The organism is Streptomyces sp. NPDC057743 (genome assembly GCF_042798755.1).
Classification (GTDB): Bacteria; Actinomycetota; Actinomycetes; order Streptomycetales; family Streptomycetaceae; genus Streptomyces.
The window spans coordinates 75032-88247 of sequence record NZ_JBHVJX010000027.1; the positions used below are offsets into that span (position 1 = coordinate 75032).

Consider the following 13216-nt stretch of genomic DNA (forward strand, 5'->3'; position numbering starts at 1 on the left):
TGATCATCGAGTCCGGCCGGGCAGGCGTTCACCGCAGGCAGAAGAGCACGGGCGGGCGCGCCCCCGCAACGCGCCGACGGCTCACAAGACCCCTCATCGCGACCCGACTTGACCCGGGCGCAGGCGAGAACACCGTGGGGATCGCCTACGCCCCAACCAACCCACCAACGCTTCCCGGCCCAACCGAATCGAGGCGACCAGGGGCGCAGGATCAACGCCGCCTGGTGCGGCTCAGGTGGCGGAGGTGCGGCGGCCGCCTCGGCGGTCCGAACCGCGTCCGCCGGTCCTGGCGGCACCGCCCTTCGCCCCGCCGGCTCCGGCTCGCCCGCCGGCTCCCGCTCGGCGGCCGGAACCGCTGCCACCGTTTGCCGAAGCGCCACCGGACGCCGTCGCCCCGGCCGCGGCTCGGCGGTCGGAGCCCCGGCCACCCGTCCTGGGGGCAGCGCCTGCGGCCGACTTGGCCCCGCCGCCTCGGCGTCGGCGGCCGGATCGCCCGCCGGGCTTGTCCCCGGCCTTGCGATCCGGGCGGGACGCCGCCGGGGTAGCCGGCTGGGGGACCTCGATGGTGACGGCCACACCGGACGGCTCGCGGGCGCCGGTGATGGTGGCCAGTTCGGCGTCGCTCGACTTGATCCGGGCCGTCCGGGGGCGGATGCCCGCGTCCGACATGAGTCGGTTGACGTCCCGCTTCTGGTCGGGCAGGACCAGTGTGACCACGCTGCCGGAACCGCCGGCGCGGGCCGTGCGGCCGCCCCGGTGGAGGTAGTCCTTGTGGTCGGCGGGGGGATCGACGTTCACCACGAGGTCGAGATCGTCGATGTGTATGCCCCGGGCCGCGACGTTCGTCGCCACCAGCGCGGTGACCTGGCCGTTCTTGAACTGTTCCAGGGTGCGGTTGCGCTGCGGCTGGGAGCGACCGCCGTGCAGTGCCGCCGCGCGGACACCGACGGACAGCAGCCGCTTGGCGAGCCGGTCGGCGGACCTCTTGGTGTCGAGGAAGAGGATGACCCGGCCGTCACGGGCCGCGATGCGCGTGGTGACGGCCTTCTTGTCGGTCTCGTCCTGCATGTGGAGCACGTGGTGCTCCATGGTGGTCACCGCTCCCGCGGACGGGTCCACGGAGTGCACCACGGGATCGACCAGGAACCGCTGCACCAGGCGGTCGATGTTGCGGTCCAGGGTGGCGGAGAAGAGCAGGCGCTGACCGTTGGGCCGCACCTGCTCGATCAGCTTGGTGATCTGCGGCAGGAAGCCCATGTCGGTCATCTGGTCGGCTTCGTCCAGCACCGTGATGCGCACGTCGCTGAGCACGCAATCCCCGCGCTCCACGAGGTCGTTGAGCCTGCCGGGGCTCGCCACGACCACCTCGGCGCCGCGCCGGAGCGCATTGGCCTGCTTGGTGATCGACAGCCCGCCGACCACGGTCGCCAGGCGGAGGTTCACCGCGGTCGCGTAGGGGGTCAGCGCGTCCGTCACCTGCTGGGCGAGTTCGCGGGTGGGCACCAGCACGAGGGCCAGCGGCTTCTTGGGCTCGGACCGCTGCCCGGCCGTGCGGGCCAGCAGCGCCAGCCCGAACGCGAGGGTCTTACCGGAGCCGGTGCGTCCACGTCCCAACAGGTCCCGGCCGGCAAGCGAGTTGGGCAGCGTGGCGGCCTGGATGGGGAAGGGAGTGGTCACACCTTGCGCGGTGAGGGTCTTGAGCAGCCCCGCGGGCATGTCCAGACCGGCGAAGTCCTCGACGGCGGGGAGTGCGGGCGTCGTGCTCTCCGGCAACCGGAATTCTCTCGGAGGCGGCGCGGACGACGGGGACGACGAGGCGCGTCGGTTCGACTTCTGGGGCCTTCGGGGCATGCAGTTATCTGCCTTTCTGGAAACAGCGCAAACCGGGGTCCGCACCATGGCGGTGCGGACCCCGGTAAGCGGATACGCGTCCGGCGATTAGGCGGGGACGATGTTCTCCGCCTGCGGGCCCTTCTGGCCCTGCGTGACGTCGAACGACACCCGCTGGCCCTCCTGGAGCTCACGGAAGCCCTGGGCCTGGATGTTCGAGTAGTGGGCGAAGACGTCGGGGCCGCCGCCGTCCTGCTCAATGAAGCCGAAACCCTTTTCGGCGTTGAACCACTTCACGGTTCCCTGTGCCATGACATTTCTCCTTCTGTAGGCAGAGGCCCCATCCGGAGATGCCGGAAAACAAATAATGCGCCCGATGGATAAACATTCCCGTCAGGCGCACATTGGTTCATGGGTACCACAACTGCAACGCTTGAACTTTAGCACAGCCTGGCGCCCGTGGTGGATCATCGAAGTCCACGCCGGGACCCGCAGGGCCCTCGATGACCGCGACGTTGCGCCAGCCGCCCGCCCGCTTGCCTGCCGGGCCCCGAGTGTGTCGTAACGAACGCCAAGAGGTAACCGAGAGCGACCAGTTCACCGCTGACGGTTACGGGAGGGTGGGGGGCGGATACGGGTCGCCCGAGAGCGAGTCCGTGGTCCGGTTCCGTCGTGGCGCCCCTGTCCGTGAGGTCCCTGATCCGAGACGTCACTGCCCGAGCGGGGCGGCGAAGCGATCGAGCCGTCGACGAGGCGAGGTGCAAACCTGCCTGGTTCTGCATACAGCTTCTGCGTACAGCTTCTACATACGGCTTCTGGATACAGCGAAGGCCCGGTGGATAGATACCGGGCCTTCGCTTTTGAGTAGCGGGGACAGGATTTGAACCTGCGACCTCTGGGTTATGAGCCCAGCGAGCTACCGAGCTGCTCCACCCCGCGTCGGCTCGATGAACTCTACGTGACGCATGCCGATTCTCCGAATCGGCGCCCTGCCGCGATGCCGCACTCACCGCTCAGCCCCGTCGCAGCGTCGCGGTGACGATCTTCAGGAAGTCGCGCAGCAGCTTCTCGCGCCGGTCCGCGGCAGCGGACCGGCAGGTCTCGAACGCCGGGGCGTCATGCCCTCGCGCCCCCCTTGCGCCAAGGCAGCCTCACCCAGAACACCAACGGCGGCCAGGACGTCTACCGCGCCAGCAAGTCCGCCCTGAACCAGCTGATGCGCAGCTACGCCGCCGGTACGCGGACGCCGCGCACACGCTGCTGCTCATGTGCCCCGGCCACGTCCGCACCGAACTCGGCGGCCGGGACCCTAGCCCCAGGCCCGCGCGACCGCGGGCATACATTGCCCTCATGCGCTCCGTAGTGATCGACCCTCAGGGCACCTTCCAGTTGGCGCAGCGTCCGGAGCCGGTCGCGGGTCCCGGGGCCGTGGTGCTCCGGGTGCGGGCCGCCGGGCTGAACGCCGCTGACTTGCAGCAGGCGCGCGGGGATTACCCGGCGCCACCTGGCTGGCCGGCCGACGTGCCCGGCCTGGAGGTCGCGGGCGAGGTCGAGCGGGTCGGCCCCGGCGTCACGGGAGTTGAGCCCGGGGACCGGGTGATGGCGCTGGTCGGCGGGGGCGGCCACGCCGAGCGGATCGCGGTCCCCGCCGATCTTCTCCTGCCGGTGCCGGAGGGCCTGCCGTGGGAGGAGGCGGCCGGTTTCCCCGAGGCGTTCAGCACCGCCTGGGACGCCCTGGTCGACCAGGCGGGGGTCCGCGCCGGCGACCGGGTGCTGGTCAGTGGCGCCGCGGGCGGGGTGGGTACGGCCATGGTCCAGGTCGCCGCGGTCTCCGGGGCACACGTCGTCGCCAGCGTGCGCCGGCCCGAACTCCACAGCCGCGTCAAGGCACTTGCCCCGGACGGCCGGGTGGAGGTCGTGACGTGCGACCAGGAGGCCGCGCACGCGCCGTACGACGTGATCGTGGAACTGGTCGGCGGCGAGGACTGTCTGCGGCGGGTCGCCCTGCTCCGCAGCCGGGGCAAGGTCCTCGTCGTTGGAGTCCAGGCCGGCACCACGGCATCGCTGCGGATGTTCGACCTCATGCTCGCGCGTGCCCAATTGATCGGCACCACCATCCGCGGGCGCTCGCACGCCGAGAAGGCGCTCCTGGCCGCCACCATGCGGACGTCCGTGGTGCTCCTGCTGGCGCAGGGGCGGTTGCGGGTACCCGTCGACGCGACCTTCCCGCTCGACCGGTTCGCCGACGCTTACAACCGCCTGGCCGGGCCGGGCAAGTTCGGCAAGGTCATCCTGCTGCCCTGACGGACCAGGGTCCCTGTCACGCGTGCTGAGCAATGGCTTGCTTTCGCGCGGTGAGCGGACCAACGGCGCGTGGTGGGGCCTCAACGCCCTCTGCCAGCCACGCAACGCCACGATCTTGCTCATAGCATCGGGGCCATGGATGAGCAGAACAGCAACAGCAACAGCTATGGCGATGGCGATGGCGGGCGAGACCATGGTGCGGCTGGACGTACCGCGTTGGCTGTCATCAGCGCGCTGTTGGTCACCGGCCTGCTCTGCCTGATGGGGTGGAAGCTGGGGTTGTTGGGTTCCGAGCCCGGCATGCTGTCGCCGAAGGTGCTGGCCATGGCGGGCGTGGGGATCGTTTCCCTTGTTGTCTGGGCCGTGAAACGACGTTGACCTGGGCGTGGGGGGGGGGGGGGGGGGGGCCCCCGCCCCCCCCCCCCCCCCCCCCCCCCCGGGGGGGGGGGGGGGGGGGGGGGGGGGGGGGGGGGGGGGCCGGCCGCGGTACCCGGTCGCAACGTCGACAAGGCGCGTACGTAGCATGAGCGTTGAGAGCCGCGGGTGGCTGCCAGAGCGTAGTTTTCCCATCAAAATGCGCCATTTCAGGTCTTGCGGGAACCCTGTGCGGCAGAGTCGACTCCTCACTCGCAGAGATGCACATCGGTGCGTCCGATATGAAGTGGGGGCAATATGGCACGTATAGCGCAACAGCCCGTGACTGGCTGGAAGGCGACCGCCGGCTCCGCGGCGGCGGTCGCCGCCGGACTGGCCTTGGTGATGGGCGCGGCGGCTCCTGGAAACGCGGCCTCCGTGCAGGGGACTGCGGGGACCCGAGCCGTCCCGAACTGCGGCGCCGCGGTGACGGGACCGATGAGCGGGGCGACGCGGGCGAACGCCGCGGCGGGGAAGCACGGCACCGCGGGACGGGAAACCGCCCCGACCACCGCCGCCACCGGTAACGCGTCGCAGCAGCTCTCCTACGGTCTCGCTCCCGAGGCACCCCTCGGGCTCTGGTCGTCCTCGAACGTCACCCTGCGCACCCCGGTCTCCAAGGGCACCGTCCGCCTGGACGTCACCACGCAGGGCTTCATCGCCGACTCCCTCCTGATTCAGCGTTATGACACGAAGAGTGGCCACTGGGTCGACCTGGACCACCAACCGACCAGTGACGCACGGCCGGAGAAGGGGACGTTCTCCTTCCCCGTCTCGGAGTCGGCGAGCGCCGGCCGCCCCACCACGGTGGCTCTCCGGGTCAAGGCCATCGACCGCCCCGGCCGCCTGACCGTGACCGCTTCGGTCGAGGACGGTCACGGCCACACCTACCGCGCGCCGGCGCGTAGCACCGTCGTCGACCGGCCCACCACCACGGTCAAGGGTTGGCAGCGCGGTGCCAGTCTGGTGCGGGGCGGCGCGGCGAAGGAGTTCGAACTCACCGTCAAGAACACCACCAAGCGGGCCTACCCGGCGCTCAACGCCGGGTACTTCGCCTACGGCCAGACCGGCAACCGTGCCGTGGCCCCCAAGGACCTGGTGCTCCAGCAGTACGTGCCCGGCCGCGGATGGCAGCGTGTGTCGTTGGTGCCCGGCGGCTGCGACCCGGGTATGAGCGCCGGGCTGCTCCCGACGGCCAAGTCCCCGCTGGCGCCTGGGACCAGTGCGGTGTACCGGATGCGCCTGGCGGTCGCGGGAGACGCTCCCCTGGCCGACGTCGAGGCGGGGGTATCCGTGGGGACCGGCGACACCTCGTTCTACTACGGGACGCTGCCGTTCAAGATTCGCGGCAAGCAGGGCTGACCGTAGCTCGACCACGCCCGGGGAGTCGGGAGGAGGGGAGGCCGGGCGCCTTCCCGCTCTCGACTCCCCGTTGCCGTACGCGTCGTCAACGCCGGGTATCCGTGCGGGGGTTGCGGTCAGCCTCCGTGTGCGGTGAGCGCGTACCCCTCCGGGCCCTCGAAGGAGAACATCGGCCCGAAGGGGCTGTCCGTCACCGGGGCGAGGATCTTGATTCCGGCGGCGACGAGTTGGTCGTGGAGCTGGTGCGCGTCGGACGTCCGGAACCAGAGCGCTACGCCGAGGCCGGGGCGTGCGGTCTCGTCGAGGTCGACGCCCGGGAGGGGCTCGCGGATGGCGAACGGGGTCGGCTCGGTGTCGAACACGACCGCGTGCGGCGGCGAGACCGCGGCCCGCCGCAGGCCCAGATGCCGCTCGCAGAAGGCCGCCGCCGCGTCCACATCGCGGACTTGCAGGGCGACGAAGTCGGGGCCGTCGAGGCTTACAGGCATGGGTACTTCCTCCATCTGCACGTCAGGACTTTCACATGTCAGAACTTTGACATGGGTGAGGCTAGGAGAGGCCACATCGCTATGTCAAAATGCTGACATGAAGGATCGCGAACCCGCCGAGCCGCCCCATCCCGCGACGGATGTCACCCAACACGTGGGCTACCTGGTCAAACGGGCCCAGGCCGCCCTCCGCGGCGCCATGGACAAGGTCCTGCGCGCACACGGGCTCACCGTGCCGCAGTACGCCACCCTCGAACTCCTGGCCGTGCACCCGGGGATGTCCAACGCCGAGCTCGCCCGCGCAACTTTCGTCACCCGACAGTCCGCGAACGTCGTCCTACGCGGCTTGCAGGAAGCGGGGCTGATCACCCGCCCCGCCACCGCCGACCACGGCCGCGCCCGCCCCACCCACCTCACGGAGGAGGGGCACGACCGCCTGGCCGCGGTCCAGACAGCCGTCTACGCCATCGAACAACGCATGGTCGAGGCAATCCCACCCGGACGCCTACCAGCACTCCTCACCGACCTCGAACGCCTGGCGACGACCCTGGAGGAGTAACGGCGCCCGCTCTCGGATGCCTGGCTGGCGGCCACCGCCGGGGCGACGCCGGCGTGACTGGCACCACCAGGCCCACGGCCGCACCGACATGCGCATTGTGTTCGTCGCGCCCTCCCTGGCCCGGGCCCTCCCCAACGGGCCGGCGGTGCTGGGCGTTTCCGGGTTGGCTCGGGGGATCCTGCTGGCGCTCACCGGCAGTCGCGCCTACCGCCCGGCCACCCGTACTCGGCTCCGCAACATCCTCGTCGAGGAGGTAAGCGCATCGACGGAGCAGCCCCTCCACCTGCCCGAACCGCAAGACGACCGCCTACGGGCCCTGGCCCGCCTGCTCCATGACGATCCCGCCAACACCGCCCCGCTCGCCGCACTCGGCCAGGCCGTGGGCGCCAGCGAACGCACCCTCAGCCGCCTGTTCCACAACGAACTGGGCATGAGCTTCCATCAGTGGCGCACCCAACTGCGCCTGCACCACGCCCTGATCCTGCTCTCGGACGGTCATACCGTCACCACCACGGCGCACGCCTGTGGTTGGTCCAACCCCAGCACCTTCATCCACGCCTTCACCGCGGCCATCGGCCAAACGCCGGGGCGGTATCAGCAGGACCTTTGCCAGTAGCCAGTAGCCAGTAGCCAGTAGCCAGTTGGAAGAGCAGAAGCGCAGAAGCGCAGGAACAGGCAGGCCCAGTGTCGGCGCCCGTGGCGCTAGCCGTTTGGTTCGTTGAGGAAGCGCAGGAGTACGGCGGCCTCCGCGCGGAGGCGGGCGGCGCGCTCGGCATGGGTGGGGGCGGTCAACTGATCCGCGGCCGCGAGTCGTTCGTCGGCCTCGGCGCGCACGATGTCGACCACATGACGGTCGGTCAGCTCGCGTCGGGTGGCCTCGGTGGTGCCGACGCCGACCGGGGAATGCTCCAGGGCGGTGCCGCGCAGCTCGGCTTCGTCCACCTGGATGGCCTCGGCGTTGTCGAGTGCGGAGAGCGTGGCGCGCAGCGCACTGACCGCGACCCGGTCCCGGGACCGCATCGCTTCCGGCAGTGCTTGGCGCATGCGAAGACGCAGAGACATGCGGTGACTTTAAGGGGGGTGGTTGAGGGGGACACAACGCGTTATTGCGTGACCGCCCGCCTGCGCTCGCGGCCCGCCCGCGCTCACGGCCCGTCCGCAAGCGCGTCCCGGATGAGTTGGAGCGGATGGTGGGCGGGGCGGCCGGTGGTGTGGGTGACTTGTTGGCGGCAGGAGACGCCGGTGGCGGCGATGACGGTGGTCTCGGGTTCGGCGGTGAGGGCGGGGACCAGGCGGTCGCGGGCGATGCGGAGGGACAGGTCGTAGTGTTCGGCCTCGAAGCCGAAGGAGCCGGCCATGCCGCAGCAGCCGGCGTCGAGTTCGATGACGTCGGCGCCCGGGATGCGGCGTAGCAGGGCCACCGTGGCGGCGGTGCCGACCTCCGCCTTCTGGTGGCAGTGCCCGTGGTAGACGATGCGGCGCCCGGCGTAGGGGTTGTCCGGGCGCAGGCGGAGGCGTCCGGCGTCGATCGCCTCGGTGAGGAGTTCCTCGGTTTGTCGGACGCGTTCGGCGGCCTTGCGGACGTCCGGATCGCCGGGGTGCAGGCGGAGGTGTTCGTCGCGGAGGGTGAACAGGCAGGAGGGTTCGCATCCGGTGATCGGGCCGTCGGTGGTGGCCAGTCGACGGGCGAGGGCGAGGGAGGTGGCGGCGGCGCGGTCGAGCAGCCCCTTGGAGTAGGCGGCACGGCCGCAGCAGCCGCGGCTCTCCAACTGGACCCGCCAGCCGGCGAGTTCGAGGAGCTCGATGGCGGCGCGGCCCAGGCCCGGCTCGGTGTAGGTGGTGAACGAGTCGGCCAGGAAGGTGACGGTGCCCAGCGGTGTGGGGTGGTGTGGTGGGGTGTGTCGGCGGTGCCAGCGGACGAGGTTGGCGCGGAGGGGCGTGGGGAGGGGGCGAGCGGTGGCGATGCCGAGCAGGCGGGGGAGCAAGTGGTGGGCGCCGGGGGCGTGTTGGAGCAGGTGGGGGAGGGGAGCGAGGGCGGAGCCGAGGCGGTTGAGGGTGCGGATGGCGGCGAAGAGGCGGGCGCGAAGTGGGGTGCCGTGGGCGTCGTGGTGGTGGGAGAGGGTCTCGGCCTTGAGGGCGGCCATGTCGACGCCGAGGGGGCATTCGCTCCGGCACGCCTTGCACATCAGGCACAGGTCGAGGATCTCGTGCAGGCGGTCGTCCCCGAGGGCGGCCTTGGGGTCGGGCTCGGACAGTGCCTTGACGAGGGCGCCGGCGCGGCCCCGGGTGGCGTGCCGCTCGTCGCGGGTGGCCATGTAGGACGGGCACATGGTGCCCTGCGCGTCCTTGCGGCACAGTCCGATGTTCATGCACCGGTCGGCGGCGCCGCGCATGCCGCCGGTCTCCGCGAAGTCCAGGCGGGTGCGCAGGCCGGGGGCCGGTGGCAGGGCGGGATCGCGCAGGTGGTCGGTCATCGGACCGGCATCGACGATCTTGCCTGGGTTGAGGCGGGCGTCGGGGTCGAAGAGGTGTTTCACGGCGCGCATCGCCTCGTAGAGCTCGTCCCCGAACAGCCGTCGGTTGAACTCGCTGCGGGCCAGACCGTCGCCGTGCTCGCTGGAGTTGGCGCCGCCGTACTCCGCGGCGAGGTCGCGGACCTCCTCGGCGACGGCGCGCATGGCGGCGACCCGCGCGGGGTCGGTGAGGTCGACGAACGGGCGGATGTGCAGGCAGCCGACGGAGGCGTGGCCGTAGAAGCCGGCGGTCATCTCGTGCCGGTCCAGGATCGCCTTGAACCGGCGGGTGTAGTCGGGCAGATGGGCGGGGTCGACGGCGGTGTCCTCGACGAACGCCAGGGGGCGGTCGGTGCCTGAACCGGCGGCCATGAGCAGGCCGAGGGAGGACTTGCGGACCTTCAGCAGGGCGGCCTGTTCGGCGGGGGTGTCGGCGATCAGGGTGTGGTAGCCGTGGCCGTGGCGTCGCCATCGGCCCGCCAAGTCGGCCGATCGGGACCGTAGTTCGTCGGTGTCGTTGCCGGTGAGGGTGACGAAGAGGAGGGCTTCCGGGGCGCCGTGCAGGAGGTCGCCGAGGGAGGCGTACTCGATCTTGCGGCGGGCGAGGTCGAGGATGGTGCGGTCCATCAGCTCGACCGCCGCCGGGTCGCAGGCGAGGGCGTCGCCGGTGGCCTCGACGGCGGCGGTGACGGAGGCGAAGTGGCCGACGGCGATGACGGTGTGCGCGGGCCTGGGGACGAGGCGGACCTCGGCCGCGGTGACGAGGGCGAGGGTGCCCTCGGAGCCGACCAGGAAGCGGGCGGGGTCGAAGGGGCGTCCGGCGGCGGCGTCCGCGGCGAGGCGGTCGAGGCGGTAGCCGCCGGCGCGGCGCCAGTGGGCGGGGTAGCCGGTGGCGATCGCGGCGGCGTGCGCCGTGGTGAGGGCGGGGAGTTCGCGGTGGATGCGGCCGTCCAGGGTGGCGCGGGCGGCGCGGCGGGCGCGGTCGGGCTCGGCCACCGGGGCGAGTTGGGCGGTGGTGCCGTCGGAGAGGACCACGTCCAGCGCCAGGACGTGATCGATCGTCATGCCGTGGCGCAGCGAGCCGCTGCCGGCGGAGTTGTTGCCGATCATGCCGCCGAGGGTGGCGCGGTTGCTGGTGGAGGTGTCGGGGCCGAAGGCGAGACCGTGTGCGGCGGCGGCGCGGTTGAGCTGGTCCTGGACGACGCCGGGTTGGACCCTGGCGGTGCGGGCGACGGGGTCGAGCTCGGTGATGCGGTCGAGGTGGCGGGAGAGGTCCAGGACCAGGCCCGCGCCGACGGTCTGACCGGCGAGGCTGGTGCCGGCGCCGCGGGCGGTGACGGTGACGCCGTGTTCGGCGGCCGCGCGGACGGCCGCGGCGACGTCGTCGGCGTGCCGGGGGAAGGCCACACCGAGCGGGGTGATGGCGTACATGCTGGCGTCGCGGGAGTACAGATGGCGGGTGTAGTCGTCGAAGGCGACCTCGCCGTCGAGGTCGCGGACCAGGCGGCGGCGCAGGGCCTCGGCGGCGGCGCTCATGCCGGGACCTTCCTGGGGTTGGTTGCGCAGCGGCTCGGCCCGTTCATGCGGCGGCCAGGACGTCGAGGGCGGCGGTCAGGCCGGCCGGGTCGGCGGGGAAGTCGTGGGCGGCCAGGCCCATTTGGACGCCGGCCAGGGCCCCGGCCAGTTGCAGATCGCTGAGTTGTCCGAGGTGACCGACGCGGAAGACGTGCCCGGCGAGCCTGCCGAGGCCGCTGCCGAGGGACATGTCGTAGCGGTCCAGGACGGTGGCGCGGAGCGCGTCGGCGTCCTGGCCGTCGGGCATCAGCACGGCGGTGAGGGTGGGGGAGTGCTCGCGGGCGTCGGCGCAGAGCACGGTCAGGCCCCAGCCCTGGACCGCGGCGCGGGTGGCGGCGGCGTGCCTGGCGTGCCTGGCGAAGACCGCGGGCAGTCCCTCCTCGGCCAGCAGGTCGAGGGCGACGTCGAGGCCGTAGAGCAGGTTGGTGGCGGGGGTGTAGGGGAAACGGCCGTGTTCGGCGGCGTCGAGCAGGGGGTCCCAGTCCCAGTAGGCGCGGGGCAGGCGGGCGGTGCGGTGGGCTTCGAGGGCGCGGGGGCCGATGGCGTTGAAGCCCAGGCCGGGCGGGAGCATCAGGCCCTTCTGGGAGCCGGTGACGGTGACGTCGACGCCCCACTCGTCGTGCCGGAAGTCGGTGGAGCCGAGCGAGGAGACGGTGTCGACCAGGAACAACGCCGGATGTGATGCCTCGTCAAGTACCTGGTGCAGGTCAGGAATTCGGCTGGTGACCCCGGTGGACGTCTCGTTGTGGACGACGCAGACGGCCTTGATGCGGTGTTCCGGATCGCGGGCGAGGCGGTCGGCGAGCGCGTCGGGGTCGGCGCCGTGGCGCCAGTCACCGGGGACGATCTCGACGTCGAGGCCGAGCCGCTCGGCCAACTCCCGCCAGAGTGCGGCGAAGTGGCCGGTCTCGAAGAACAGTACGCGGTCGCCGGGGCTGAGGGTGTTGACCAGGGCGGCCTCCCAGGCACCGGTGCCGGAGCTGGGGTAGAGGGCGATCGGACCGGTGGCGCCGAAGACCGGGCCGAGCCGGGCCAGCACGCTCCGGGCCAACTCGGCGAAGGCGGGCCCGCGGTGGTCGATGGTGGGCGCGGCGAGGGCGCGCAGGACCGGGTCGGGAATGTTGGTGGGGCCGGGGATCTGCAGGAAGTGGCGACCGGGTCGACGGGACGAACGGGCTTGAGGCTGGGGCGAGTTCACGTGAAGCGATCCCTTCCCTGGAGGGTTGTGCCGTGTAATGGCACGCTGTACCGTCTCAAGGCACAGGGAGCGTAGGGCCGTTGGGCGAAGGGAGTCAACGGTGCAGAACGTGCGGAACGCGCTGCGCGCGCTGGAAGAGGTGGCGGAGCGTCAGCCGATCGGCGTCGCCGACCTGGCGCGGGCGATGGGACTGCCGAAGAGCTCGGTGCAGCGCACGCTCGTCACGCTGCACGAGGCGGGCTGGATCCGCCCCGCCGAAGGGCGCCCGACGCGCTGGCAGGTGACGGCCAAGGCGCTGCACGTGGGCCGGCACGCCACCGGCGAGTTGCGACTGCGGGACGCCGCGGTGCCGGTGATGGAGGAACTGCGGGCGCGTACGGACGAGACGGTCCACCTGGCGGTGCCGGAGGGCGAACGGGTCGTCCTGGTCGAGCGGTTGGAGACCACTCAGCCGGTGCGGATCATCCTGCCGCTGGGGCAGATCCTGCCGGTGCACGCGTCGGCGAACGGCAAGGCGGTGCTGGCGGCTCGTTCGGACGCCGAGGTGGCGGCGTATCTGGCCGACGGCCTCGCCCGGTTCACGGAGGCGACGGCGACGGACCCGGCGGCGCTGCGCGCGGAGGTCGACGAGATCCGGGTGCGTGGTTGGGCGACGAACCGGGGGGAGTGGCGCGCGGACGTGTCTGCGGTGGCGGCCCCGGTGGTGGGGGAGTCGGGGCGCCCGGTGGCGAGCATCAGCGTGAACGTGCCGACGTCGCGGATGACCGATCCGCTGCGGGACCGGTTCGGTGAACTGGTGGCGGAGGTGGCGGAACGACTGAGCGAACGGTTGGGTGGGGTGCCGGGGCGCCAGGCATGGGGAGGGGCGCGGCGGCCGAACCCTTGACGGCGCCGCCACCGACACCCATGCTCTCCGGCTGACGGAAATTGATATTCAAATTACGGAATTCCGTTGTGCCGTTCGTGTACCCGC

The 13216-nt window shown here is 71.7% G+C and carries 12 protein-coding genes, 1 tRNA gene and 1 pseudogene; 7 read left to right on the forward strand and 7 right to left on the reverse strand.

What is annotated here, in order from left to right; genetic code table 11:
• Positions 1-231: 231 nt before the first annotated feature.
• The 3 genes from ACFVFQ_RS27560 to ACFVFQ_RS27570 all read right to left on the reverse strand — a co-directional run bounded on the left by ACFVFQ_RS27560 (position 232) and on the right by ACFVFQ_RS27570 (position 2769).
• Positions 232-1851, reverse strand: coding sequence for a DEAD/DEAH box helicase (locus tag ACFVFQ_RS27560; RefSeq protein ID WP_383420765.1), 1620 nt, complete (start codon positions 1849-1851; stop codon positions 232-234).
• A gap of 87 nt (positions 1852-1938) precedes the next feature.
• A complete protein-coding gene (locus tag ACFVFQ_RS27565; protein WP_383420767.1) occupies positions 1939-2142 on the reverse strand; it encodes a cold-shock protein in 204 nt (67 codons plus the stop codon).
• A gap of 553 nt (positions 2143-2695) precedes the next feature.
• Positions 2696-2769, reverse strand: a tRNA-Met gene (locus tag ACFVFQ_RS27570).
• Positions 2770-2968: 199 nt separating this feature from the next.
• Between ACFVFQ_RS27570 and ACFVFQ_RS27575 the strand changes: the two are divergent.
• From ACFVFQ_RS27575 to ACFVFQ_RS27590, 4 genes and pseudogenes are all read left to right on the forward strand, one after another.
• Positions 2969-3132 (forward strand): annotated as a pseudogene (locus ACFVFQ_RS27575) (3-oxoacyl-ACP reductase); the annotation flags it as partial.
• 48 nt (positions 3133-3180) lie between these two features.
• Positions 3181-4134, forward strand: coding sequence for an alcohol dehydrogenase catalytic domain-containing protein (locus ACFVFQ_RS27580; RefSeq protein WP_383420813.1), 954 nt, complete (start codon positions 3181-3183; stop codon positions 4132-4134).
• Between the two features lie 135 nt (positions 4135-4269).
• Positions 4270-4512, forward strand: a complete 243-nt coding sequence (locus ACFVFQ_RS27585) for a hypothetical protein (protein WP_383420769.1) — start codon at positions 4270-4272, stop codon at positions 4510-4512.
• Between the two features lie 294 nt (positions 4513-4806).
• Entirely contained in the window at positions 4807-5910 is a 1104-nt protein-coding gene (locus ACFVFQ_RS27590; RefSeq protein ID WP_383420771.1) for a hypothetical protein, read from the forward strand.
• A gap of 116 nt (positions 5911-6026) precedes the next feature.
• Here the strand turns inward: ACFVFQ_RS27590 and ACFVFQ_RS27595 are convergent, their stop codons facing one another.
• The gene (locus ACFVFQ_RS27595) at positions 6027-6398 is read right to left on the reverse strand and encodes a VOC family protein (RefSeq protein ID WP_383420773.1); all 372 of its coding nucleotides are present in this window, start codon (positions 6396-6398) and stop codon (positions 6027-6029) included.
• A 97-nt stretch (positions 6399-6495) separates the two neighbouring features.
• Here ACFVFQ_RS27595 and ACFVFQ_RS27600 point away from each other — a divergent pair, with 97 nt between their 5' ends.
• Together ACFVFQ_RS27600 and ACFVFQ_RS27605 are read left to right on the forward strand one after the other, a co-directional pair.
• On the forward strand, positions 6496-6957 hold the full coding sequence (locus ACFVFQ_RS27600) for a MarR family winged helix-turn-helix transcriptional regulator (RefSeq protein WP_383420775.1): 462 nt from the start codon (positions 6496-6498) through the stop codon (positions 6955-6957).
• An 88-nt stretch (positions 6958-7045) separates the two neighbouring features.
• Positions 7046-7573 carry a helix-turn-helix transcriptional regulator gene (locus tag ACFVFQ_RS27605; protein WP_383420777.1) on the forward strand — a complete coding sequence of 176 codons (528 nt, stop codon included), beginning with the start codon at positions 7046-7048 and terminating at the stop codon, positions 7571-7573.
• An 86-nt stretch (positions 7574-7659) separates the two neighbouring features.
• Here ACFVFQ_RS27605 and ACFVFQ_RS27610 read toward each other — a convergent pair whose 3' ends face one another.
• From ACFVFQ_RS27610 to ACFVFQ_RS27620, 3 genes are all read right to left on the reverse strand, one after another.
• Positions 7660-7977 carry a hypothetical protein gene (locus ACFVFQ_RS27610; protein ID WP_383420815.1) on the reverse strand — a complete coding sequence of 106 codons (318 nt, stop codon included), beginning with the start codon at positions 7975-7977 and terminating at the stop codon, positions 7660-7662.
• Between the two features lie 125 nt (positions 7978-8102).
• Positions 8103-11006 (reverse strand): FAD-binding and (Fe-S)-binding domain-containing protein, encoded by a 2904-nt coding sequence (locus ACFVFQ_RS27615; RefSeq protein WP_383420779.1) that lies wholly within the window; start codon positions 11004-11006, stop codon positions 8103-8105.
• 43 nt (positions 11007-11049) lie between these two features.
• The gene (locus ACFVFQ_RS27620) at positions 11050-12243 is read right to left on the reverse strand and encodes a pyridoxal-phosphate-dependent aminotransferase family protein (RefSeq protein ID WP_383420781.1); all 1194 of its coding nucleotides are present in this window, start codon (positions 12241-12243) and stop codon (positions 11050-11052) included.
• A gap of 100 nt (positions 12244-12343) precedes the next feature.
• Here ACFVFQ_RS27620 and ACFVFQ_RS27625 point away from each other — a divergent pair, with 100 nt between their 5' ends.
• Positions 12344-13129, forward strand: a complete 786-nt coding sequence (locus tag ACFVFQ_RS27625) for an IclR family transcriptional regulator (RefSeq protein ID WP_383420783.1) — start codon at positions 12344-12346, stop codon at positions 13127-13129.
• Positions 13130-13216 lie beyond the last annotated feature (87 nt).